This window comes from Corallococcus terminator, from assembly GCF_049194865.1.
GTDB lineage: Bacteria > Myxococcota > Myxococcia > Myxococcales > Myxococcaceae > Myxococcus > Myxococcus terminator_A.
The window spans coordinates 109,091-133,651 of record NZ_JBLZWL010000036.1 but is presented as its reverse complement, the minus strand read 5'-3'; the positions used below and the strand labels follow the sequence as shown (position 1 = coordinate 133,651).

The 24,561-nt window shown below is 68.4% G+C and carries 17 protein-coding genes; 9 read left to right on the top strand and 8 right to left on the bottom strand.

Going from position 1 to position 24,561, the window contains the following annotated elements:
• The first annotated feature begins 32 nt into the window (after window positions 1–32).
• Window positions 33–1,022 carry an NAD(P)H-quinone oxidoreductase gene (locus ACN469_RS13485; protein ID WP_498767822.1) on the top strand — a complete coding sequence of 330 codons (990 nt, stop codon included), beginning with the start codon at window positions 33–35 and terminating at the stop codon, window positions 1,020–1,022.
• Window positions 1,023–1,102: 80 nt separating this feature from the next.
• Here the strand turns inward: ACN469_RS13485 and ACN469_RS13480 are convergent, their stop codons facing one another.
• On the bottom strand, window positions 1,103–2,455 hold the full coding sequence (locus tag ACN469_RS13480; RefSeq protein ID WP_498767820.1) for a M57 family metalloprotease: 1,353 nt from the start codon (window positions 2,453–2,455) through the stop codon (window positions 1,103–1,105).
• Between the two features lie 324 nt (window positions 2,456–2,779).
• Here ACN469_RS13480 and ACN469_RS13475 point away from each other — a divergent pair, with 324 nt between their 5' ends.
• Window positions 2,780–3,283: a hypothetical protein gene (locus ACN469_RS13475; RefSeq protein WP_498767818.1), complete on the top strand. Its 504-nt coding sequence runs from the start codon at window positions 2,780–2,782 to the stop codon at window positions 3,281–3,283.
• Between the two features lie 40 nt (window positions 3,284–3,323).
• Here the strand turns inward: ACN469_RS13475 and ACN469_RS13470 are convergent, their stop codons facing one another.
• Both ACN469_RS13470 and ACN469_RS13465 read right to left on the bottom strand, forming a co-directional pair.
• The gene (locus tag ACN469_RS13470) at window positions 3,324–3,854 is read right to left on the bottom strand and encodes a hypothetical protein (protein WP_498767816.1); all 531 of its coding nucleotides are present in this window, start codon (window positions 3,852–3,854) and stop codon (window positions 3,324–3,326) included.
• An 87-nt stretch (window positions 3,855–3,941) separates the two neighbouring features.
• The gene (locus ACN469_RS13465; RefSeq protein ID WP_498767814.1) at window positions 3,942–4,592 is read right to left on the bottom strand and encodes a hypothetical protein; all 651 of its coding nucleotides are present in this window, start codon (window positions 4,590–4,592) and stop codon (window positions 3,942–3,944) included.
• Between the two features lie 556 nt (window positions 4,593–5,148).
• Here ACN469_RS13465 and ACN469_RS13460 point away from each other — a divergent pair.
• From ACN469_RS13460 to ACN469_RS13445, 4 genes are read left to right on the top strand one after another with little or no spacing between them, the layout of a single operon-like run.
• Window positions 5,149–7,983 carry a serine/threonine-protein kinase gene (locus ACN469_RS13460; RefSeq protein ID WP_498767812.1) on the top strand — a complete coding sequence of 945 codons (2,835 nt, stop codon included), beginning with the start codon at window positions 5,149–5,151 and terminating at the stop codon, window positions 7,981–7,983.
• A gap of 13 nt (window positions 7,984–7,996) precedes the next feature.
• Window positions 7,997–9,016, top strand: a complete 1,020-nt coding sequence (locus ACN469_RS13455) for a peptidase associated/transthyretin-like domain-containing protein (protein WP_498767810.1) — start codon at window positions 7,997–7,999, stop codon at window positions 9,014–9,016.
• 11 nt (window positions 9,017–9,027) lie between these two features.
• On the top strand, window positions 9,028–10,704 hold the full coding sequence (locus tag ACN469_RS13450; protein ID WP_498767808.1) for a DUF4215 domain-containing protein: 1,677 nt from the start codon (window positions 9,028–9,030) through the stop codon (window positions 10,702–10,704).
• Between the two features lie 43 nt (window positions 10,705–10,747).
• Entirely contained in the window at window positions 10,748–11,785 is a 1,038-nt protein-coding gene (locus tag ACN469_RS13445) for an agmatinase family protein (RefSeq protein ID WP_498767807.1), read from the top strand.
• 5 nt (window positions 11,786–11,790) lie between these two features.
• On the opposite strand, the gene ACN469_RS13440 is transcribed toward ACN469_RS13445, so the two are convergent.
• The gene (locus ACN469_RS13440; RefSeq protein ID WP_498767806.1) at window positions 11,791–12,426 is read right to left on the bottom strand and encodes a response regulator; all 636 of its coding nucleotides are present in this window, start codon (window positions 12,424–12,426) and stop codon (window positions 11,791–11,793) included.
• 246 nt (window positions 12,427–12,672) lie between these two features.
• Between ACN469_RS13440 and ACN469_RS13435 the strand changes: the two genes are divergently transcribed.
• Both ACN469_RS13435 and ACN469_RS13430 read left to right on the top strand, forming a co-directional pair.
• Complete coding sequence (locus ACN469_RS13435; protein WP_498767805.1) at window positions 12,673–14,016, top strand: trypsin-like peptidase domain-containing protein; 1,344 nt, start codon at window positions 12,673–12,675, stop codon at window positions 14,014–14,016.
• Window positions 14,017–14,095: 79 nt separating this feature from the next.
• Window positions 14,096–16,216 carry a protein kinase domain-containing protein gene (locus ACN469_RS13430; protein WP_498767804.1) on the top strand — a complete coding sequence of 707 codons (2,121 nt, stop codon included), beginning with the start codon at window positions 14,096–14,098 and terminating at the stop codon, window positions 16,214–16,216.
• Window positions 16,217–16,305: 89 nt separating this feature from the next.
• On the opposite strand, the gene ACN469_RS13425 is transcribed toward ACN469_RS13430, so the two are convergent.
• The 3 genes from ACN469_RS13425 to ACN469_RS13415 form a co-directional block, all read right to left on the bottom strand.
• Window positions 16,306–18,177, bottom strand: a complete 1,872-nt coding sequence (locus tag ACN469_RS13425) for an ATP-binding protein (protein ID WP_498767802.1) — start codon at window positions 18,175–18,177, stop codon at window positions 16,306–16,308.
• Between the two features lie 117 nt (window positions 18,178–18,294).
• On the bottom strand, window positions 18,295–19,638 hold the full coding sequence (locus ACN469_RS13420) for a GspE/PulE/PilB domain-containing protein (RefSeq protein ID WP_498767895.1): 1,344 nt from the start codon (window positions 19,636–19,638) through the stop codon (window positions 18,295–18,297).
• A gap of 54 nt (window positions 19,639–19,692) precedes the next feature.
• On the bottom strand, window positions 19,693–20,079 hold the full coding sequence (locus ACN469_RS13415) for a VOC family protein (RefSeq protein WP_498767800.1): 387 nt from the start codon (window positions 20,077–20,079) through the stop codon (window positions 19,693–19,695).
• Between the two features lie 12 nt (window positions 20,080–20,091).
• Between ACN469_RS13415 and ACN469_RS13410 the strand changes: the two genes are divergently transcribed.
• Window positions 20,092–21,492 (top strand): DUF4388 domain-containing protein, encoded by a 1,401-nt coding sequence (locus ACN469_RS13410; protein ID WP_498767798.1) that lies wholly within the window; start codon window positions 20,092–20,094, stop codon window positions 21,490–21,492.
• A gap of 1 nt (window position 21,493) precedes the next feature.
• On the opposite strand, the gene ACN469_RS13405 is transcribed toward ACN469_RS13410, so the two are convergent.
• The gene (locus ACN469_RS13405) at window positions 21,494–24,553 is read right to left on the bottom strand and encodes a hypothetical protein (protein WP_498767796.1); all 3,060 of its coding nucleotides are present in this window, start codon (window positions 24,551–24,553) and stop codon (window positions 21,494–21,496) included.
• Between the last annotated feature and the right edge of the window lie 8 nt (window positions 24,554–24,561).

Genomic DNA, 24,561 nt, shown 5'->3' with positions numbered 1-24,561 from the left:
CGTGCCCGCTCGCCCGAAGAGAGGTCCGCGCCATGAAGGTCATGCGAATCACCGAGCCCGGTGGCCCTGAAGTCCTCGCGGAGGAGGAGCGCCCCGAGCCCACGCCTGGCCCCGGCGAGCTGCGGGTGCGCGTCCGGGCCACCGCCCTCAACCGCGCGGACCTGCTCCAGATTCGCGGGCACTACCCCGCCCCGCCAGACGTGCCCCCGGACGTGCCGGGCCTCGAGTACGCGGGCGAAGTCGTGGCCGTGGGCCCTCGCACGCGCCGCTTCAAGGTGGGTGACAGGGTGATGGGGTTGGTGGGCGGCGGCGCCTGGGCGCAGATGCTGCTCACGCACGAGCGCGAGGCGCTGCCCATACCCGAGGGCCTGGACTTCGCGGACGCGGCGGCGCTGCCCGAGGCTTACCTCACCGCGTACGACGCGCTGGTGCTCCAGGGCGGCCTGAAGCCCGGTGAGACGGTGCTCGTACACGCGGTGGCCAGCGGCGTGGGCTCCGCGGCGGCGCTGCTGTGCCAGGCCACGGGCGCGCGCGTGGTGGGCACGGGACGCAACGCGGCCAAGCTGGCGCGAGCCTCCGAGTGGGGCGTGGTGCGCACGGTGCTGTGCGAGTCGTCACCCCCGCGCTTCGCGGACGCGGTGCGCGAGGAGACGGGCGGCCGGGGCGCGGACCTGTGCCTGGACCTGGTGGGCGGGGACTACGTGCCGGAGTCGCTGCAGGCCCTGGCCCCTCGCGGGCGGATGATGCTGGTGGGGCTGGTGGCCGGGGCTCACGCCGACCTGAACCTGGGGCTGCTGCTGACCAAGCGCCTGAGCATGACGGGCACGGTGCTGCGCAGCCGCCCCGTGGAGGAGAAGATGGCCCTGGCCCAGAGCGCGGAGCGCCACCTGCTCCCCTTGTTCCGCTCGGGCGCGCTGCGCGCCGTGGTGGACGCGGTGCTGCCCAAGGCGGAGCTGCGTCAGGGATTGGAGCGCATGGCGCGCAACGACTCGGTGGGCAAGCTCGTGGTGCGCTGGGAGTGACGGGCTGGCGCGGGCGGCTCGGAAGCGGGACGGCCGAGCTGCCCTGGCCGCCCCGCTCCTGACGTGTCGTGGCGCTCAGCTCAGGGAGGCCCGAGGCGTCCCACGCGGAAGCGCCCGTCCGCCGTCGTATAGACGCGCCCGCCGCTGATGGAGTCCCACAGCGCGCCGCCGCCGTAGGGATTGTTGTTGTCCACGGCGATGGTGAGCGGCTGGGTTCCGGTGCCAAAGACAAACGTATAGGTGTTCAGGGCCAGCGTGGACACCCCCGTGTAGTTGGCCCGGTACCAGGTGAAGCCGGGGCTGCACTGGACGCCCGTGTTGACGACTGACGTGGCGACCGCCGCCACGGCGCCGGCGAAGCCACTTCCGTAGCGGATGTGCGCGGCCGTCGGCGCGGCCGTCGAGGGGAAGCAGCCCTCCGCGAAGTTGGTCAGCACATCGATGGGGAAGTAGAACGCCTGGGCCACCTGGGCCGTCACCGTCACGTTATGCGTGTGCACCGCGGGCGCGGCGCGGTCCACGTTGGCGTTCGTATGCCAGCCATAGAGGAGGGCCACGCCCGCCGCGTCCGGGTAGGTGATGTTGAGCGTGGAGGTCGTCACGCCGTTGCACCAGGGATAGTGCATCGTCGAGTTGACGTCGTAGGGCGTGAGCGCGCGCCAGTTGTTGTCCTCGAAGCAGGGAGCGGCGTTGCGCGTGTGCTCGTGACGGAAGCCGAGGACGTGCCCCAGCTCGTGGATGAGCACCGTGGCCGTCGTCACGTTGGGCGAGGTGGGCGGCGCCGGGTCCAGATTGGGGATGTTGATGACCAGCGTGCGCGCCACACACCCACCGCCCGAGGGGAAGAAGGCACACGCGCCGCTGCCCGTCCACGGCTGCACGGAGAAGGTCACCGCGGGGTTGGCGTTGGTGCAGTTCGCATCCTGGCTCGCGTCATAGATGAACTGGACATCCGCGAAGGCCCGCCAGGTCGCCGCCGCGTTCGCCATCTCGTTGACCATGCGCGCCTTGTTCCCGCCAAACGCGTTGCTCACGCAGTAGCGCAGGTTGAAGCGCGAGGCCCAGGGCCAGATATCATCCGCCAGCCCCACCCGGTTGACGATGAGCGGTGACGTCTGCGTCCCCAGCGGCTCCGGCCCCGCCTTCACTCCCGCGGACTGCGCCGCCACGTAGCCGTCGTAGCGCTCGCGAAGCGCCTCCAGCGACAGCCCGATATCCCACTCGACGATGTAGTACTCCTTGCCGTCCACCACCTGCCGGGCACTGCGCTGGTACTCCTCCCAGGACACCACGCCGCGCGAGGACTCCCCTGGCGGAGGCGCGGACGGCGGCCCTCCAGCGTCCCCCGTCGCCGATCCACACGCCCACAACAACGGAACCAACAACAGCCCCCACCGCGTGAACCTCGCCCCTGCGCCTCGGACCGGCGTCATGACTGCTCCTCTTTGGAATGGCTTGTCTGGGTACGGCCATTTACAGACTCGCACCCAACAACCCCTCTCAGTCAATGGTGGATGACCTCTATACCCTCGCATTCGAGATTGTCATTTCCGTTGGCGCGGCCTTTTCGCGCGGCCGATGGAATGTCGTGACGCATCAACGCGGTGCATCAGTGACCGGGAGGTCACGCCACCGTGTCGCGGGACTCCACGCACGGTGCTTGACGGCGTCCGGCGCGGCGGCTTAGCTGAAAACTGAATCACCCCTCAACTCACGGATTCGCCGCACACGTGCGGCCCGGGAAGGCAATGCGCTACATGGGACACCTTCGGCATGGCATGGTCATCGGCTTGGCGCTGCTCGCGGGATGTGGAGGACTGGAAGGCACGGAGGCCGGGGCGGAGCACCCCGAGGCCACCGGCACCGTCGAGGCCGCCCTCTACGAGACGCCGGACAGCCTGGCGGGACTCGTGGGGACCTACTCACGGAGCTGGCCTCTGGCGGCGACGGAAGAGCTGCTCACGATGACGCTGACGGGCACTGAGTACATCGACCGGGTGGAGGGCAGCTACGTGCGCACGGTGAGCCGCACCTGCCCCGTGCTGGGCTGCAACACGGAGACGGGCAGCTTCTACGCGCTCCCCAACAACCCCGCCATCGGCTCGTTCATCGCCTTCAGGGATTTGGCCGGGGTGACTCGCGACGTCTATTCCATCAGCCAGATCCAGCGCAGCCTCTTCACGGGGAAGATCACCGGCATCATCCTCCAGAAGGGCGTCAATGGCTCGCAGCCCTTCACGATGACTCGCGTGGGTTTCTGACCCATCGGGGCGCCCGGACTCCTATTGCCCGGGCGCTCCGTCAATCCCAGCCGTACCAGTACTTCTTCTCGGGATTGTACGAGTACTTCCAGAAGACGATGGTCATGCAGGTGATGCCGTAGGCGTCGGGCGTCTTGCGGTAATAGCCGGCGTCGGAGAGGCCTGGCCTCACGTCGGGCGAATCAGTCAGCTCGCACGAGGGCGCCTTCGACAGGTGCGCGGGAATCAGCTCCGCCACCGACTCGGGGTACTGCCCCGTCTCGGCGTGGTAGGCGTCCAGCGCCGCGATGAGGGGGGCGAACTCCTCCTCGATGCGATCAAACCGCCAGGACATCCCCCGCGTCATGCCCGCATAGGTCAGCGCGATACCGACCAGCAGGTACGCCTGGGTGAGGAAGTTCACCGACTTCCGGCCGGGCATGAGCGCGCGGACGAACGTCACCAGCAATAGCACCCCTCCCCCCAGTACCAGGAACGGCACCAGCAGGGCCGCGGTGAACGAGAGATGCCCCAGCACCGTCATCATCGCCGCCCCCAGCAGCACCACCACGGGCACAAGCCAACGTGTCATCCCCGCACCGTAGCAGGCGGGGATGACAAGGTATCGTGAAAGCCCCCACGTCAACATCCAGCGAGGCCGCCGCCAGTCCCTTCCGGGCTACTTCTGCTGCTTATCCCACTCCTCGCTATAAAATTCGCTGTACGGTCGATTGGTGATCCCGTTCGGGACTTCGCCGTTAAGGAAGCCCGCGTGGACGCGGTCGAAGGCCTGCTGCTCCGCAATCGCGCTGCCATGCCCTTTCGCCAAGGCATCGTTGTAGGCCTCCCTGTATTGGGTCTCCATCGGGAAGCTGGCAGATACGTTGATGCCCTGGGCCATGAGGTCATCCTTGACACGGATGCCGTCCACGGTCGCCATGGCCTCCTCGCGGATATTCCCCGCGATAAAGCTGTCTTTCGGTTCCTTGGAACTCGGCGTCGTCTTGTCGAGAGTCTCCCTGGCGTGCCGGGCTTCATGGACCAGGTCAAGCGCGGCGGCGCCCAGAGACAGGCGGCCATCAATGTTGATGGTTTTACCATTCCATTGCGACGGAACCTCGTCGAACTCGACCTTCACCTTCCTATCCTCCAGGAACTTCACCGCGAGCGCCCCCAGCGGAGACTTGTTGAGCACGTCCTTCAGAGCCTGGAGTTTCTGCGGATTCTCCAGCGGCTTCTTCGGAGCCTCCACCGCCCGTGGCTTGCTGGCCGCAACTGGCTGGCTCCCTAGTTTGCTGTAGTCCTGCTTGGGAGGCCCAAAGCTGCTCACCCCTGAGAACCCGACGGAGGTCTTCGCAGCTGTATCCGTCGCATTGGCTTTCGCCGCGCTTGGACTCGCATTCGTCGAGGCGCTGACATTGGCCTCACTTCGGGACGAAGCCCTGTCACTTCCCCGGGAGCTCCCACAATTGCCCCCACGATTTCCTGAGTCTGCACCACCCACCGACGACATGCTCGCCTCCTAACAGAAGCCAGTCTCAGCGCGTCTTGACCACGCTTCGCCCTGTTCTCGGCGCCAAGGCAATGAAGTTGCGCGACATCACTCAAGCGCCAATCACACGACACAGTCCTGCCCTCGCGTCCACATAGGCAAGCAGGCAAGTGTGCTCAAGATTGGCAACGAGAGCTTACTCCGGAAAATCGGACCTCCCCCCTAGAGCTCTCGTCAACGGCGGGTGTCGGTTCCCCGCGAACAGGGATTCGTCAGCAGCCCATCCCTGTCGGCCCGCCCACATCGAGATTCGCTGAAGCACGGCCCGCACCCTTCGCGGGGGCGATGGGCCGCTCGCGCTTTCCCGAGGCCCCCCTGCCTCTCCGAGTACCCCATGAAGCCAGAACCCACTCAAACCGCCCGCAGTGCGCCCATTCCCCTTGCTCCCCCGCCCGGAACCCTGGCTGCCTTTGGCCCAGGCACCCGCATCCAGCACTACGAGCTGATTCGACAGCTCGGCAGCGGAGGCATGGGGACCGTCTTCCTCGCGCGAGACACCCGGCTGGGCCGTCGCGTCGCCATCAAGCTGCTGCACACGCAGGACGCGCAGTTCGCCCGCCGGTTCATCCTCGAGGCCCGCACCACCGCCCGGTGCAGCCACGAAAACATTGTCATCATCTACGAAGTCGGTGAGGCCAATGCCACCCCGTACATGGTGCTGGAGTACCTGCAGGGCCAGCCGCTCAACAAGGTTCTGACGAGCAGCCCGCGACTGCCCCCGTCGCGCGCCGTGGAGCTGGTGTCGCCCATCCTCCGCGCTCTGTCCTGCGCGCACGCGCACAAAATCGTCCACCGGGACCTCAAGCCGGAGAACATCATCGTGACGGACTCCGGCACCATCAAGGTGCTGGATTTCGGCATCGCGAAGGTGCTCCAGGGAGACGAGCATCGCGGCGAGACGGACCCGCGCGCGCTCCTGGAAGGGCTGCGGCTGCTGCCCCCGATGGGGCCTCGGGATGAGTCCGTTCACCTGACGCGCCAGGGCGCGTTGCTCGGGACGCTCGCGTACATGTCCCCGGAGCAGTGGGGCAACGGAATCCCCGTCGACCACCGCACCGACATCTGGGCCGTCGGCATCATGCTGTTCCGGATGCTCACGGGCCGGCATCCCCTGGAGCCCCTGCGGGGTCCTCAGTTGATGGTCACCGCGTTGCTCGAGGAGCCCATGCCGCCGCTGCGGTCCGTGCTCCCCGACGTCCCCGCCGAGCTCGCCGCCGTCGTCGACCGGTGTCTGCTCAAGCGCAAGGAGCAGCGCTTCCCGGATGCGCTCGCGGTGCTGCGGGCCCTGGAGCCGTTTCTCCCCGGCCGGTTCGTCCACGAGGCGGGGCTCGACGAGAGCCCGTATGCGGGCCTCGGCTCGTTCCAGGAGGCGGACTCGGCGCGGTTCTTCGGCCGCTCGCGGGAGACCGCCGCGCTCGTCAACCGGCTGCAGGACCAGCCGCTGCTCGCCGTTGTCGGTCCGTCGGGCGCGGGGAAGTCCTCGTTCGTGCGCGCGGGCCTGGTGCCCGTGCTGAAGCGGACCGGCATCCCTTGGGAGTCGCTCATCATCCGCCCCGGTCGAGACCCGCTCGGGGCCCTGGCCAACATGGTGGCGCCTCTCGTCACGTCGTCACCCACGCTGGAGGAGGACCTCCGCAAGCAGCAGCAGATCACCGCGCATCTTCGGATGGAGCCGGGCTACGTGGGCGCCGTGCTGCGGGCCCGGGCGCGTCGCGAGCGTCGGCGCATCGTGTTGTTCATCGACCAGTTCGAAGAGCTCTATACGCTGGTGCCCGATGCGAAGGAGCGCCGTGCCTTCACGGCCTGCCTGTCTGGCATCGCCGATGACGCGACGTCCCCCATCCGCGTCGTGCTCTCCTTGCGCTCCGACTTCCTGGACCGGGTGTCGGAGGACGAGCGCTTCATGGCGGAGCTGTCCCCGGGGTTGTTCTTCCTGACGGCGCCCCAGAAGGAAGGGCTGCGGGACGCGCTCGTGCAGCCCGCGGAGATGGCGGGTTATCGCTTCGAGTCCCCCCAGATGGTGGACCAGATGCTCCAACACCTGGAGACGACTCCGGGTGCCCTGCCCCTGCTCCAGTTCGCGGCCACCCGGCTGTGGGAGGCGAGAGACCCATCGCGGCGGATGTTGACGGAGAGCGCCTTCCAGCAGCTCGGCGGAATCGCGGGGGCGCTCGCCACTCATGCGGACAGCGTGCTCGCGGGGATGTCTTCTCCGGAGCGGGCGCTGGCTCGGGCGATCTTCTTGCGGCTCGTCACGTCGGAGCGGACGCGCGCGATTGTGTCGCTGGCGGAGCTGCGCGAGCTGACTCGGGACGCGGACGAGCTTCAGCGGCTCATCGACAGCCTGGTCCAGGCGCGACTGCTCGTCATCCAGACGGGGAACAAGGCCACGGGGGCGTCGGTGGAGCTGGTCCACGAGTCGCTCATCTCGGGCTGGCCCACGCTGCGCAGGTGGCTCGAGGAGGGACAGGAGGACTCGGCGTTCCTGGAGCAACTGCGGAACGCGGCGCGGCAGTGGCAGGCGAAGGCTCGGGACAGTGGACTGCTCTGGCGCGGCGAGATGGCGGATGAGGCGCGGCGGTTCCAGCGACGTTTTCGGGGAGAGCTGCCGGTGTTGCAGCGGGCGTTCCTCGACGCGGTGTCGGCGCAGGCGACGCGGGCGGCTCGGATGAAGCGTGCGTTTGTTGTCGGCGCGGTGACGTTGGTGACGGTGTTGTTCGCCTCCGCGGCGGTGGCGCTGGTGGTCATCCGGGAGGCGCAGCAGGAGGCGGAACAGCAGGCCATCATCGCTTTGCGCGCGGAGGCCTCGGCGCGCAACGCGGAGTTCCTGGCGAAGCGCTCGGCGGTGGAGGCGGAGGAGCGACTTGCGGAAGTCCAGGCCAAGGAGCTGGCCCGACAGGAAGCTCAGCAGCAGGTCGATGCGGCCAACGTGCGGACCGAGTCAGCCAACAACAAATTGGTGAAGCAGAACATCGAGTTGGGCAAAGCCGTTCTCCGGGCTCGATGGGCGCAGTACCAGGCGAACGAGGCACTGCGACAGGCCGAGAACAGTGCCCAGCAGGCTCGACAGGCGCGCGCCGAGGCTGAACGACTGCTGCAACGCGAGCAGGAGCGGACGCTGCGCATCCAGTCCACGCTCGGAAGCTCTTTCATCGAAACCTTGAAGTAGGACCGAGGCACCCATGACTGCGATTCAGAAATGTGGCTCGCGTGGACGCGGGCTGGCCGTGGTGTTGATGGTGTCATGGGCGAGCGTGTCCATGGCGCAGCGTGTGGACAAGCCGCTGGATATCGGCGGAAACCGGCCGTGGGCGCAGGGCGTTCCACGGGATGAGCAGCAGGCGGCCCAGGCGCTCTTTTTCGAGGGCAATGAGCGACTGCGGGAGTCCGTCTTCGTCGAGGCGACTCGGAACTACCGACGGGCGCTGCGACACTGGAACCACCCGGCGATTCACTACAATCTGGCGCTGGCATTGATGAACCTCGACCAGCCTATCGAGGTCTACAAGCACCTGAAGTCGGCGATGGGCCATGGACCCGAGCCTCTCGACTCCGGCAGGTTTGAGCACGCGCGCTCGTACAACGCGCTGCTGGAGAAGCAGCTGGCTTGGGTGGATGTGAAGTGTGACGAAGAGGGGGCGATTGTGACGCTGAATGGGCAATCGCTGTTCAAGGCACCCGGGAGGTATCAGGCGTTCATCCGACCTGGGGTGCACAGCATCGTGGCCTTCAAGGACGGGTATCTGCCGACGGAGAAGCGTCAGCCGTTGATGCCGGGTGAGAAGGCGGAGGTGGACCTGGATCTGTATACGGAAGACGAGGTCATCCGGTACCGGCGCCAGTGGTCCGCGTGGATTCCATGGACGGTGCTCGGCGCGGGGCTGGCGGCGGCGGGCGGCGGCGGGCTGATGCATTGGAAGGCGAAGGAATCTTTCCGGGATTTCGACGCACAGCTCCGGCCCAATGGGAAACATATGACCAGCGAGCTGGCGGGACTTCGAAGAACGGGCTCCAGACTCCAGGCAGGCGCACTAAGCGCCTATTCACTGGGGGGTGCCGCCGTCGTAACAGGGACGGTGCTGCTCTATCTCAATCGGCAGCGGGCCTATCGACTCAATCCAGCCGAAATGGGTCCATCACTGGTCGTCGCCCCCGCCATCGACTCCGAGTCAAAGGGCGTCGTGGGCACCGTTCATTTCTAATGAGGTAGTTCATGCACTCTATCAAAATATGCCTCGTTCGCATGATCGTGGTCAGCCTCCTTCTCGTGGTTGCGCCGCTACTGGCTTGCGTCGAATCACAGAGTATTACTTGTTCCACTGGACTGATGTGCCCTCCTGGATACACATGCTCCCGCCACGGAACTTCGTGCATTCCCAGCACATGCGGCGACAGCAGAAAAGAAGGCGAAGAGGAGTGTGACGACGGCAATGACTTGAATGGCGACGGCTGCCGAAACGACTGCACCCTCGAGACATGTGGAGATCGCATTGTTCAAAGAGGAATTCGCGAGCAATGCGACGATGGCAACCAAAAAGACGGTGACGGGTGCAGCGCCGATTGCCTCTCCAATGAGACCTGCGGCAATGGCTTCGTCGACGCACCTACGGAGGCCTGTGACGACGGGAACAACGAGAGCGGCGATGGATGTTCTCTGGATTGCAAGTCCAAAGAAAAATGTGGAGACGGCTTCGTCAACATTGAATGGGGCGAGCAATGCGACGATGGGAAAAACGAGAGCGGCGATGGGTGTAGATCCGATTGCCGCTCGCTAGAGATTTGCGGCAACGGCCTTATCGACTCAGCCCGGAACGAGAAATGCGACGACGGCAACACGAAGTCGGGTGACGGATGCAGTGCCAATTGCCTCTCCACTGAAATCTGCGGCAATGGATTCACCGATTCGGCCGTTGGCGAAGTGTGTGACGATGGCAACCTCAACGACGGCGATGGATGCAGCCGGAATTGCCACTCCGATGAGGAATGCGGGAACGGGGTTCTCGACACGTCCGTAGGCGAACTGTGCGATGACGGGAACATCCGATCAAGTGACGGATGCAGTGCCGACTGCCTCTCCACTGAGCAGTGCGGCAACGGCATCATCGATACATCCGTGAGTGAACGGTGCGACGATGGGAATAGAATCAACGGCGACGGGTGTCGCTCGGACTGTCGCTCGACCGGGCGCTGCGGCAATGGCATTCGTGACGACGACGAGCAATGCGATGACGGCAACCAAGCCAACGACGATGACTGTCTGAGGACTTGCAAGCTCGCGACCTGCGGCGATGGCTACATCAAGACGACACAGCCATCTCAAGAGTCTTGCGACGACGGAAATACCAACTCTTGTGGGGCGTGCAGTTCTTCCTGCAGCCAGATTCAGCATCCGGGGCCTGCAAGTGGGGCCATCGTCATTGCCGGAGACATCCGGGAGGGCGAGATAATCTCCGTGGGCGCCGGCAACGTCCGCCGCACGTTCGAATTTGTCAAAGCCGACTCGCCGTCCGCTTCACACGTCGCGATTCCAATTTTTGGACTGACGGACACCGCTTTCATCGCCGAAGTTGTCCGGTCCGCCATTCAAGCGACGACCGCCGACAAAATGTCATCCCAGTTGAGAGTCATCGCCACCCGAGCCGCAGACAGCAGCACCGTGAAACTGGTGGCCATGGATTCAGGCCCGGCAGGCAATCAGCCCCTCATTGAATCAGTCGCGGACTCATCCTTCGCGGTGACTTCAATGAGCGGGGGCGCCGGCTACGACTGCCCAGTCGACATGGGATGCACGGAGGACCACGACTGCGCCCCTGGTGACGGCTCCACCGCGTGTCAGAAAAGCGTAGGGAGCGTCACGGGAAAGTGCTCGCTCCTCAAATCGAGCCCTTAACAGACAGTTGCACCCGGTTCCCGGCCCCATATCCTCCGCCGCCATGGCCACCCACTTCGACCCCAGCGCCGCGGCGCAGCCGGGTTCCGGCGTCTTCGGACTCCCCCACTCCCCCGATGAGGCGCACGTCGTCCTCATCCCCGTCCCCTTCGAGGCCACCACCAGCTACGGCGGCGGCACCTCCGAGGGGCCCGCCGCCGTCCTCGATGCCAGCCGCCAGGTCGACCTCTTCGACGTCGAAACCGGCCGCCCCTACGAGCGCGGCATCGCCATGCTCCCCGAGTCCGAGGAGCTCCGCGACTGGAACACCCGCGCCAAGGAGCGCGCCCAGGTCGTCATCGAGGCCGGCGGCATCCACTCCGGTGAACCCGAGCTCCTCGCCGCCGCTCGCGACGTCAACGCCCTCTGCGACCAGATGAACGAGCTGGTCTACCGCACCACCAAGCACTGGCTCGACCAGGGCAAGCGCGTGGCCGCCGTCGGCGGAGACCACTCCATCTCCTTCGGCATCATCCGCGCCCACGCGGAGAAGTACCCCGGCCTCGGCGTCCTCCACCTCGACGCCCACGCCGACCTGCGCGTCGCCTACGAGGGCTTCACCTGGTCCCACGCGTCCATCATGTACAACGTCTCCGAGCGCATCCCCGGCATGAAGACGCTCGTCCAGGTCGGCCTGCGCGACATGAGCCAGGAAGAGCACCGCTACATCGAGGACTCCAAGGGCCGCGTCCACGGCTTCTTCGACGCCGCCCTCCAGAACAAGCGCTTCGACGGCATCCCCTGGAACCGCCAGGTCGATGAGATGGTCGCCCTGCTCCCCCAGCACGTCTATCTCTCCTTCGACATCGACGGCCTGGACCCCGTCCTCTGCCCCCACACCGGCACGCCCGTCCCCGGCGGTCTGTCCTTCCCGGAGGCCATCGCCCTCATCTCCGGCGTCGTCCGCTCCGGACGCACCATCGTCGGCTTCGACCTGACGGAAGTCGCCCCAGACCCCGAAGGCAGCGAGTGGGACGGCAACGTCGGCGCCCGCCTGCTCTACAAGATGATTGGCTGGATGCTGAAGTCCCAGAAGGCCTGAGCCTCTCAGCTCACGCTCCCCGTCGGCACCCGCGAGACTATCGTCAGGCCTCGCACCGCCTGCGGCTCCACGGACAGCGCGCCCCCCTGCAGGCGCGCCAGCTCCGACGCCACCAGCTCCATCGACTCGAGCTGCGCTCGCAACACCTCCAGCGCGGCCCGGTCCACCGACGGCCCTGACTCCAGCCTCCGGAGCTGCCGCCGCGCCTCCTCCAACGGCCCCTGCAGCGCCCTGGCCGCCCACTGGCTCAGCGTGGCCCCGGGCGGCCCCTCCACCCTCAAGGCCGGCTTCGGCGCGTTCGCCAGCGACTGGTGAACCAGCGCCTCGAAGTCCGTGATTTCGAAGGGCTTGTGCAGGAACGCATGCGCCTCCGGCGCCCCCTGCGGCAACACCGCGCTCAGCAGGATGACGTGCACGTCCTTGAGGTCCGCGTCCCGCTTCAGCCGGCGGCACAGCTCCACCCCACTCAGCCGAGGCATCATGTGGTCCGTCACCACCAGATGTGGGCGACACGCCCGGGCCAGCTCCAGGGCCTCCTCGCCATCTCGAGCCTTCACCACCTCGTGGCCCAGGTCCTCCACCACCTGACTGAGAACTTCCAGCACCGCGGGCTCATCATCCGCGACCAGGACAAGGCTCATTCTTCCGCTCCTCCGCCCACCAGCGCGGCCCCCAAGCCACGCCGCCAGGACTTCGACCTGCCCCTGGGATGAACCGAAATCCTCGGGGAACGGCCGACTCCTGGAGATGCAATCGTTCACGGACGTGCGGACTGGTTTATGAAAGGCACCGCACCGCCTCCAGCGAATCGTGGGAATGACGCCAGCTTCCCGACAGTCTGCGTGTCATTCGCCGGACAATCCGCTGCGGGCGAACGGAGGGCTGACATGAAGGCTGGAGTCATGAAGTGGGGACCCTTGGTGGTGGCGCTGCTCGCGTCCAGCGGCGCGAGCGCGGACCTGGCCCGGCGTCGCGACGCCGTCGTGGAGGTCGTCCAGAAGGTCTCCCCGGCCGTCGTCTACATCGGCACCGAACAGGAGGTGGAGTCGCGCTTCCGCCGCCGCTCTCCACTGGAGGAGTTCTTCGGAGGCCAGGGCGGCGAGCAGGGGCGCCAGAAAATCGAGGGCCTGGGCAGCGGCGTCATCATCGACCCGACGGGCATCATCGTCACCAATGACCACGTCATCCGGGGCGCCTCCGCCATCCACGTCGTGCTCGCGGACGGTCGCTCGTACGACGCGGAGGTCATCGGCAGCGACGCGGGCAATGACCTGGCCGTGCTCAAGGTGACGGCGAAGGAGGCCCTGCCCATCGCGAGGCTCGGCACCAGCGCGGACCTGATGATTGGCGAGACGGTGGTCGCCATCGGCAGCCCGTTCGGCCTGAGTAAAACCGTCACGGCGGGCGTCGTCTCCGCCGTGGGCCGCACCTTCCGCGCGGACAACCGCGTGTACAACGACTTCGTCCAGACGGACGCGGCCATCAACCCCGGCAACTCGGGCGGCCCGCTGCTCAACGTGGACGGCGAAATCATCGGCATCAACACCGCCATCTTCGGCGGCGGAGCGCAGGGCATCGGCTTCGCCATCCCCGCCGACAAAGTACGCCGCATCGTCGACGAGCTGACCCGCTTCGGAAAGGTGCGCCCGGCCTGGGTGGGCCTGGATGCAGTGGACCTCACGCCCCGCGCGGCCCGACAGCTCGGGTGGGACCGCTCCTACGGCGCGCTGGTGACGGCCGTGGAGGCGGGCAGCCCCGCGGACCAGGCCGGCGTGAAGCGCGGGGACATCGTCGCGGAGCTGGGCGGCTCCCGCATCCAGGACGCCGAGGACTTCGACACCCGCGTGCGCGGCTACCCCGCCCGCTCCGCCTTCCCCCTCGCCCTCTTCCGCGAGGGCGCCACACGCACCGTCCAGCTCACCCCCTCCGAGTTCCCCCCACGCATGGTGGAGTCCCTGGCCTGGGACCGACTAGGACTCAAAGTGAAAGAGGCGCGGGGCGTGCTGGCGCTGACGGGGGTGAGGGCGGGGAGCGCGGCGGCGGAGGTGGGGCTGGAGCCGGGGGACATCATCCTCCGGGTGAACAACCAGCCGGTGACGTCGGCGGACGGGTTCAAGGAGGCGCTGGTGACGGCGCGGCGCGGACGGAGCGTGTTGTTGCTCGTGCGGAGGGGCCGCTACGGGTACCACATCACGCTGCCCTTCGAGCAGGACCGGGGGCAAAGCCTGTAGGGCCGGCCTCCAGGCAGGCGTGGCAGGGGGTTTCCTCGGATTTCGATGGGCGGCTAACTCGCACTAGCATGCGTGCCCCATGAGCACCGTGCGCTACCTGTCACTTGGTCCCCTGCTCGCCGGGGCGGGCTCCCGAGCCTTCCTGGGGCTTGCCCTCGAGGATGGCTTGCCCCCTCGCCCAGTGGTTCTCATCTGGGCTCCCCAGGAGGTCGTCCAGAGCCCGGAGCTGACCGCGAAGCTGACGCGGGAGACGGGCCGAGCGCTCGTCTTCGAACACCCGAACATCCTGCGCGTCCACAGCCTGGCCGCCCAGGACGGCGGGCTGGCGCGCGTCACCGAGTTCGCCGATGGAGAGCCCCTGCGGCGCGTGCTGGAGGCGAGCCCTCGGCTGCCGCCACCGCTCGCGGCGCTGGTGGCCGCGGACGCCGCCACGGGCCTGCACTACGCGCACATGGCCGGCAACGACGACGGCACGCCGCTGGTGCACGGCGACGTGCGGCCCGAGACACTGATGCTCTCCTTCAGCGGCCTGACGAAGGTGACGGGCTACGGCGCGCTCAGCGTGGCCCCGCGCGAGCGGGATGGAAAGCGCGTGAAGAACCGGCGCGCCTACAGCGCCCCGGAGCAACTGCTGGGTGGTCGCGAGGCCGTGAACATCCAGTCGGACGTGTTCCTGCTCGGGCTCGTGCTGCACGAGTGCCTCTCCGGGAAGATGCCCTTCAAGGAGAACGCGGACCCGGACAAGGCGACGCTCACGCGCACGCTGCCGACGATGTCCCAGGACGTGCCGCTGAAGCTGGACGCGGTGGTCCGCAAGGCGACGGCGAAGCGCGCGTATGACCGGTACGCGTCCGCGCACGCCTTCCGCGAAGCGATTGTGGAGGCGGTGGGCACGCTGCCCGCGCACACGTCGCTGGCGGACTACCTCGCCAAGCTGTTCCCGCCGGAGAACGAGGCTCGCGCCGCGCGGCGCCGGGTCATCGACGCGGGCATCGCGGACGTGCTCCAGAAGGTCGGCGTCTCGCCCCCCGTCGTGGCGGAGTTCCTCGTCACGGGCACCCTGCCCCCCTCGGCCATTCCGAAGGTGTGGCCGGCGATGCAGGGCCAGCTCTCCATCCTCGCGGCCGTGTCCGGCGGCACCAGCGGCGTGCAGCTCACCGAGCCGAGCGCGCCTCCATCGAGCGAGCCCACGGGCTCCTCCGCAGTGGTTGCACCGGCACTGGAGACCGCAACCGCCACCGAGGCCACGAGCACCACGGCGTCGAACCCCACGCTGCCTTCCGTGGCGACGATTCCCGCGGTCGCTTCCTCCGAGGGCGCCACGGCGTCGACGGGGACCGCTGACGCGGCCACGAGCGCGGTGGCTCCTGCCGCACCTGTGACGACCTCCGAGAGCTCGGGGCCGACTCCGGTCGGAGCAACGACCGCGTCCTCGACTCCGAGTGCCACGCCGCTCGCGAGCGCCGCGCCGTCGACCACGCCCGCCACGAACGGCGCGACTGCATCCGGAGTTCCGGTGACACCACCGGGCGCGGTGCCGGCTTCGAGTCCCCTGCCGCCCTCGGCCGGTGCGCCTCGGAAGTCCTCTCGGGGCTGGCTCGCGGCCGTGGGTGTGGGCACGGTGCTCGCGCTGGGTGGCGCGGCCGTCATCGTCAAGCGCCTGCCGGCCCAGCTTGAAGCGGAGCTGGAGGACGCGGGGCCTCCGTCCATCGCGATGGGCGCCTTGGAGGACGCGGGAGCGATTACCGACGGTGGCGCGGACGCGGGCGCCGAGGTGATTGCGACCGGCTACCTGGACCTCACCGTGGATCCTCGCGTGGACGTGTCCTATTCGGGTGGGTTCCTGGGGCGCACGCCGCTCAGCGTGGCGCTGCCCGCGGGTCGACACGTGCTCACGCTCACCAACGCCGTGCTCGGCATCCAGGTGGCGCGCACGTTCACCATCACCGCGGGCGGGCGCAACGCGCAGCAGCTCTTCCTGAACAAGGGCTTCATCAACGTGCGCGCGCCGAAGGACGCCATCGTCACCCTCAACGGCCGGCTCGTCGGTGCCGCGCCCGTGGAGGAGCAGGACGCCTACGAGGGCACGCATCAGCTCCTCGTCATCGCCAACGGCGCGCGCTGGGCGAAGACCTTCAAGCTGGAGCCCGGCCAGCGCGTCTCGTTCGACGTGGACTTCGAGACACCCTCCGAGGAGTAGGTCCCCTCGGTCCCCGCTGGCAGTGGCTCGGCGCTGTGAGCCCTGCCAGCGCGCCTCGTCCGAAGCGATGCCGCGCGGGTGTGCCGTGACTACTCCCGGCGCTCCAGCCGCAGGAGCTCCAGGACCCGGTCGGCGTCCAGGGGACGCGTCACGCAGTCGCTGACCCCCGCATCCAGGCACTTCGCCCGCTCGTCATCGCTCAGTGAGGCCGTGACGACGACGATGGGCACGCCCCCGAAGCGCGCGTCCTCGCGGAGCGTCCTCAGGACGTCGTAGCCCTCGTCAGTCATCGGCATGAGCAGCAGCAGGCCATCGACCTCCGGCGACTCCCTCAGGACACGCAGCGTCTCGCCCATGCTCTCCGCATGGAGGACTTCCAGGCCGCGCGACTCCAACACGCTGATGAGCGAGAACGCCTCGCGGATGTTGTCGTCCGCCACGAGCACGCGACGTCGCGGGGCACCCTCACCGAGCGCTCCCGACGCCCTTGCCTCTTCCAGGAACGAAAACCCAGAACCGCCACGCATCGACTCGTCGCGCGCGAACGCGGGGATGTCGGCCGCCGAGAGCTCCACCATGGACTCCCCTGCCCGCGCGGAATACCGGGGCCCACCCGCCTCGCCTTCGGCGGCCTGGGCCTCCCCCACGTAGACATCGGGCAGGTAGAGCGTGAAGGTGCTGCCCCGCCCCAGCTCGCTGGCGACGTGCAGCTCTCCTCCGAGCAAGTGCGCCAGCTCGCGGCTGATGGACAGCCCCAGGCCCGTGCCCCCGTACTTGCGGCTGGTGCCCGGCTCCGCCTGCTGGAACGCCTCGAAGATGCGCTGGAGCTTGTCCTGAGCGATGCCGATGCCCGTGTCCACGACGCTGAACGCCAGCACCCCTTCGGCGCGATTCAGCACGGGGCTCTCGAAGTGGAACAACCCCCGAGCCATCAGCGCCACGCGCAGCTCCACCCGCCCCGTGTCGGTGAACTTGAAGGAGTTCGAGAGCAGGTTCTTGAGCACCTGCCGCAGCCGCGAGGAGTCCGTCCGCAACGTCGGAGGCAGCGAGCTGGCGAGCGAGACCCCAAAGCCCAGGCCTTTATGCTCGGCGACATGCTGGAAGTCGCGCTCGATGAGCGCCTTCACCTCCGCGAGCGGCACGTCGTCCGGCTCGACGTGCAGCTTCCCCGCCTCCACCTTGGACAAGTCCAACAGGTCGTTGATGAGGCTGAGCAGATCCACGCCCGAGGCATGGATGGTCCGCGCGTACTCCGCCTCCTTCGGCCCCAGGCGATGGTCCGAATCCTCCGACAACATCTTCGCGAGGATGAGCAGGCTGTTGAGCGGCGTGCGCAGCTCGTGGGTGATGTTCGCCAGGAACTCGCTCTTGTGCCGCGAGGCCAGCGCGAGCTTCTCCGTGAAGCCCACGTTGTCGTTGAGGTCCTTCCACACGCCGGAGTGCCCGGCTTCCGCCCCACCCTCCACGCCCGCCTGACGCGCGACGCGGTTCACCTCGCTGGCGAACGTCGTCAGTCGCTCCACCATCCCGTTGACGATGTTCTTCAGCTCCAGCGACTCGCCCCGGACCTCCGTGGTGAGCATCTGCGACAGGTCGCCCCGCGCCACCGCGCCACTCACCCGGATGAGGTCCCGCACCTGGGTCGAGAGACTCCCGGCGAGCACGTTCACCCCGTCGCCCAGCTCCCGCCACGAACCCTCGGACATCGCCACGTCGAGGCGCGCACCCAGCCGGCCTTCGACGCCCACCTCACGGCCCACGCGAGCCACCTCACGCGTGAGGGACGACAGGCGCTCCGCCCCCGCGTTGAAGGTCTCCGCCAGTTGATCCATGAGCAGGTGCGTGCCCTGGACAGGCACTCGCCTCGAGAAGTCGCCCCGGTTGGCGGCCTCCATCGCGGCCAGGAGGGCTCGAAGCTGAGCGTCCTGCCGTACGGTCCCCTGGTTGCCATCCTGTTCCACGCATTGCTCCCGTGAATCCGCATCCGTCACAGGCCCGGAACGCCTCCGGCCCAGCGACGCCACGACATCGCGGCGACTCCGAACAAATGAACCGTCTCCCAGAATCCCGAATGACGACTACGCGCTCTTGCGGCGCTTCATCATCGCCTCGTACGAGCGACCCACGCTCTGCGAGAGGATCATCAGCTCGCCCACGTCCGGCGGCGTGAGCTGATCCGGCCCATTGTCCACGTACAAGAGATGCACCACTTTGCCGCGGACCAGCAGCGGCAGGATGACCGCCGTCGTCGGGAAGCCGCCACCCAGCAGCTTGTAGAACACGCCCATCGCCGCGTCCCGGCGCACCGGACCCACGTAGTGCGAGCGCGTGTCGCGCACCAACCGGAACGTGCTCTGCTCCCGGAGCGCCACGCCGATGCGGCGCACCGCGGCCTCGCGCACCCCCGGGCCCATGCCGTGCCAGCCCGTGACGAGGCTGCCCTGCACCGACAGCAACAAGTTGCGCCGCCACTTGCCCAGGGCGAAGCGCAGCACCGTGCGCGCCACGTCCTCGCGGTCCAGGCTGCGCGCCAGCTCCGCCTGCGCCTCCGCGAACGTCAGCGGCGTGGGAGGCGGCTCGGGCGGGCGCGGCAGGGGCGCGGCGGCCACGGGTTGAGGCGCGATGGGGGCCACGGGCGCGCCCGTCTGCACGGGAGGAGTCGGCGGAGGCGGCGCGGTCGGCGCCACCGGGCGCGACACAGGAGGCGGCGCTTGCATCAAAGGAGGCGGCACCACCGGACGGGCCACGGGCGCCGTCGGCAGGGGCATCGGCTCGAGCTCGGGGAGGGCTTCCACCACCTCGACGCCGGTGATGACCTCCTCCTCGCCAAGGTCCCCCTCGTAGTCCGCGCCACCGCGCAGCGCCTGCGCGTAGACGGACTGGAACTCCTCCTCGCTCATCAGGTCGGGCGGCTTCTCCTCCGCCTTGGCGATCTCCGCCGCCGCCTGCGAGCCCGGCTTCGGGCGGGGCCGCACCGCGTTCATGTCGATGGCGCGCAGCGGACGGAACGCCTTGGTGTAGCGGCGCAGCAGCTGGTTCATCCGGAACTCGGGGATGACCACCGGCACCACGCGCTTGCCCGTCTTGAAGGCAATCGCGTCCAACGTCGTGAAGTCGTGCGGGTTGACGACGGCGACGCTCAGGCGCGTCGCATCCACCCGCATGGGGAGCAGCTCCTTGTCATCCGCCTGGTTGGCGGGCACCAGCTCCATGGCCTTGGGGTCCGGCACCATCTCCCCGGAGGCGAACGCGCTGTTGTGCAGCGTCCCCAGCGTCTTGGCCAGGTCCACCTCGGACAGCAGCCCCAGCTCCACCAGGTTCGTCCCGAGCCGGCCGCCATGCACCACCTGCGCCTCGAACGCTTCCTCGAGACCCTCCGCGGTGACGAGGCCATCCTTCAGGAGCTGTTCGCCCAGGCGCATGTCCGGCTTGTAGCCGCGCCCCATCCCGCTCCGCAAGCACGCACACCGGGGCCCCTAGTCCTCCGGGTGGTGACTGAGCGCCACCCGGTTGCCCTCCGGATCTCTCACGTACACCGTCCACCGCGTCTCGTGCTCCAGCGGGACTCCAGCCTGAGTAAGCTCCGACACCACCGCGGCCCGCTCCGTCCTGGCGATTCTGAACGCGAGCATCAGCAGGCCCGGGCGCTCGTGGCGGAAGGGGCTCGCCTCCGGCGCCGTGCCCGCCGCCTCGATGGCCAGGAAGCCGCCCCCGGGCACGCCCACCCAGATGCTCCGCAGGGAGCCATCCGGGCGCAGATGGCGGGTGAGCTCGGGAAAGCCCAGCAAGTCCCTGTAGAAGGCCGTCACCCGCTCGATATCCTCCGCCTGGATGGCCACATGGTGGAAGCCCTGAACGTTCATGGGGGCGATGGTATGGTCCCGCCGCCCATGGCGCGACTGCTCATCGTCGAGGACAACCACGAGCTGGCCTCCCTCATCGTCTCCACGGCGCAAAGCCGCGGCCATGACGCGCGCGCCGTGCACACCGGCGAGGCCGCGCTGGAGGCGCTCAGCCCCGGCTCCAAGTGGGACGCGGCGCTGGTGGACCTGCTGCTGCCGGACATCCGTGGCAGCGAGGTGCTCGGCGCCCTGCGGGCCCACGGCATCCCCGCCATCGCGGTGAGCGGTGTGTACAAGGGTGACCGCTTCGCGCAGGAGGCCGTGCAGGTCCATGGCGCTCGGGCCTTCTTCGAGAAGCCCTTCGAGCTCATCCAGGTGATGGAAGCCCTGGAGCAGGCCGGCGGCGTGGAGCCCGTGGCCCGCACGGCACCTCCCGTGGAGGACGGCGCGGCCCAGGACGAGCTGCTCGACGACGCGGACCTCATCGTCCTGGAGGAGTTGATCCCCGACACCGACGAAGCGGGCGAGGCCAGTGCGCCCATGCAGGCCATCCCCGACTCGGCGCCGCTGCCCGGCCTGGAGAGCACGGAGCCGGCCCTGCCGCTGCCCTTCGCGCACCGGGAGAAGGTGTGGACGGGCACGCAGCCCACCGCCGCCGCGACGGCCAGGACGCGGCGCACGCTGCCCGAGTGGTCCCTCGGCGGAGACCTGAAGGACACCTCCGTGGCGCGGCTGCTCAACGCCTACTACGAGGCGCGTCACCACGGAGAGCTGAAGCTCCAGCAGGGCTCCATCCTCAAGGTCGTCTACTTCGAGTCCGGCCGCATCGTGTACGCGGCCTCCAACCTGGCCCATGAGCGCTTCGGTCGCTTCTGCGTCCGCAAGGGCGTGCTCACGGAGCAGAAGCTCGCGGAGGTGGCCGCCTTCGCCCGACAGGAAGGCCTGCGCACCGGCGAGGCGATGATTCGCCAGGGCCTGCTGGACGCGACCCGGCGGCGACAGCTCCTGGAGGAGCAGGTCCGCGAGCTGCTCTGGTCCACCTTCACCTGGACGGAGGGTGCCTACGGCTTCAGCTCCATGAGGCCCCAGCGCGCGGACCTGGTGAAGCTGTCCGTGTTCCCGGGCGACCTGGTGCTGGAGGGCGTGGAGAAGACGGAGACGCTCGTGGTGCTGCGGCAGCGCATGGGGCAAGGGCGTCGCCTCTTCCCCACGGCCGACCCGCCGTACGGGCTGAACGAGCTGAAGCTGCAGGGGCCGCAGGCGCTGCTCCTGGCCTATGCGGACGGCAGCAAGACGGTGGAGGACCTGCTCGCGCTGACGGACCTGTCGGAGCGACAGGCGCTGGCGACGCTGCGGGGCCTGGAGCTGCTCGGCGTGCTGGAGGAGCGGCCGGAGACTCCGAGCCGCCGCCACCGCATCTCCTTCGGACTCTGAGTCAGCGCCGCGCGCCGTCCCGACGGCGGCGCAGCCACTGAGCCACCGCGAGCAGCCCCAGCAGCGCGGCGCCCGAGCTTCCCTGCGAGCAGCCACAGGACGACGGCGGCTCGCGCGACACCGCACCGGACACGGGCACGCCGTTGAGGAACACCTCACCAGCGAAGCGCGGCGACGACAGCAACCGGGGCCGGCCCACGTACGTCAGCGTGCTCGTCGTGTGCGCGGCCAGCGCCACGCCCTCCACCTGGAAGCCACCCTCGACGGATTGCTCCGCCAGCGTCGCGCCTTCCACCTTCACGCTGCCGGGCACCAGCTCCATCCCCTCCACACGCTCGACGTAGCGCAGGCCGGTGACGGCGCAGTCCGTGGTGTTGCTCAACTCGACCACCACGCCCACCAGCCCCGTCTCCTGGCCGGAGGCGGACTCCGTGGAGTGCGTCACGTCGACGAAGGGCTCCGCGACAATCGGCACCGAGTGCACCCGAGTGGCCGCGTTACCCCCACCCGCGTCGGCGGTGACGCGCAGGGTGACGGACGTCCCCACCAGCTCCTGCAGGCCCGTCTCACGCGTGGCCACGGTGACGACCAGGCCCGAAAGCTCGTCCTGCGTGAGCGCCGGGCCCCCTTCCTGAGACCAGGAGACGTTTGCGTCCGTGCATGCGTCGGGAGGAATCCGCTGCGTGAGGGTGGCCTTCGCGCCCTCGCCACAGCGCGCCACCAGCGCCTCACCGTCCACCTCGCCCAGCGCCACGGCCCGCGCCTCGGCGGTCAGCGTCTGCCGCGCGCGGCCCGCCTCCACCGGCGTGCCAGCGTCGGAGAAGAGCTCACCCCGCACCGTGTACGTCGTGGCCGAGCAGACCGCGGGCAACTGGAAGCGCCACGCGCCCGGCACGGGCACCACCTGGGAGGCCAGCCGCACGCCGTCGGCGGACTCCAGGAACATGCGCGCCTTGAGCTTGTACACACTGGGGCAGCGCAGCGACGTGCCCAGGGTCGCCTCGACGTCCTGGGCACCCGTGACTTTCATCGTCAGGTCGAGGCTCGCGGCTGACACGTCCTCCGCCTCCGGCCGGGCCTCCACTCGCACCGAGGCCTCGGGCCCGTCCACCACGACTTCGTCGACGGTCATCCGATTGCGCGCCACCAACGTCAGTGACGTCACATCGCAGTTCGACGCCGACACCTGGAGCGCCGACGCGGTGACGGGCGCGGTGAAGTCGACGGGATTGCCGGCAGCGTCCTTCACCGTGAGCCCTGGAGGCACCGCGCCCCCCTGGAGCCGCCACACCGTCTCCACCCGCGGCAACCCCACCGTGGCCGCACAGGCGTGGAGCGACTCGGGGCTCAGCACCACGGTGTTCCCCGTCGTCACCTGGCGAACCGCGTTCAGCGCGAAGGGCGCGGCCGGCTTGCCCCAGGGCCGCACCTCCACGGAGAAGGCCGTGGGAGCGGACGGCTTCTGGCCCCTGTCCCGTGCCCAGACTTCGTACGTGTAGCGCGCGCCCGTCGCGGAGCAGACGAACTCCGGTGGATTGAAGGTCGCCGAGCGGCCCTGCGCATCCGTCACCAGCAGCGGCTGGCCCGGTGGCTCGCTCCACACGTAGTCCACGGACTCGCAGAGCCCGGCGCCCGGTGAGGCGGAGAACACGAGCGGGGAGCCTCCCGCGGTGGTGGTGCCCTGGAGCGGCAGCACGCCGGGCGCTTCAGGGCCTTCCGTGTTCTCGATTCGCACGGTCACCATGGCCTGACGGTCATTCGTGCCGAGTCCATCCGAGGCGAACACGGTGAACTGGGTCGTGGTCGTCTCGCAGACCTCCGGAGCCGTGAGGGACAGCGACAGCGCATCCACGCCAGGCGTGGCGTTGACCGTCAACGGCGTCGCCCCCACGTCGGCGGAGACTCGCACCGCGTCGCCGTCCGCGTCGCTCGCCGTGACCTCCAGCGTCCGCGTCGTCCTCTCGTCGATGAGGACGGGCGCTGGAATCGCGCCGAACACCGGCGCCTCGGCGTTGAGGTAATAGATGACGTTCCGTCCCTGGTTGCGCAGGGTGATGACGCAGAAGGTGGAGTCCACACAGGACACCTGGTCGAACGGGTCCGACACGGGCAACGACGAGTTGGCGAACGCGGGATGGATTCGCCAGGTCGTGCCGGAGTCGCTGGCACTTCCCGTCGGCACGGCGCCGAGCACGACATGCTCTCCATTGCGCGTGCCCACCGCGAGGCCAAAGCCCGTCCCCAGGCCGGTGCTCAGCTCGGTGGTCACATCGACGGAGACGATGCTCACCGGCCCCCCGTCGAGCAGCGTGACGCGCCGGAAGTCCCCGGGAGCTGGCGACGCGGAGAGGGGCGCCCGGAAGAGGCCATCCCCATTGCCCACCAGGGCGATGGGATACACCCCGCTCGTGGGGATGAGGTCCACCGTCTGGAGCGGCTGCGCCGTCAGCGCGCTGTTCATGTTGAACGAGGCCTCGCTCTTGTCGCCTCGAACGTAGAGGAGGTTGGGCGGGCCGGTGACGGAGACGAGTGCATGGGCCAGTCCGCCCGCTGACTCCGTCACGCCCATCACCGACGTCGCGCTGAACGCGCTGGTCTCCAGGACGCGGGTGGTCCATGGGAAGATGCCCGTCTGGGCCGCGGTCGCATGCAGCAGCAGGAAGTCGTTCGTGTCGACGGCGACGGCGGCGTAGGTGATTCCCGACGCGGTCTGCATCACCCGGCGAAACTCCAGCGTCGTGGCTGTGGGCGGGACGGGGAAGATGGGGCCGGGGGGGATGCAGTTGTTGTGGGCGAAGATGTCGCCGTCGTTGTTCACGCCCGCGAAGCAACCCGAGGGCCTCAGATACAACGTGCCCACGGCGGGCGACAGGTTGCGGTTGGCCACCTGCTCCTCGTTGACGTGCAGCTCCACGCCCGTGGAGTGCGCGATGGCGACGGTACCAGGGCTCCACGCCTTGACGTCGCGCGGCTCTCCCGGAACCGTGAGGCCTTCCTTCCACTCCGCGGACGCCACCGTGGAGAGTCCCAGACAGAGGCAGATGAGGATGCCTGAGCGCACGCGATACT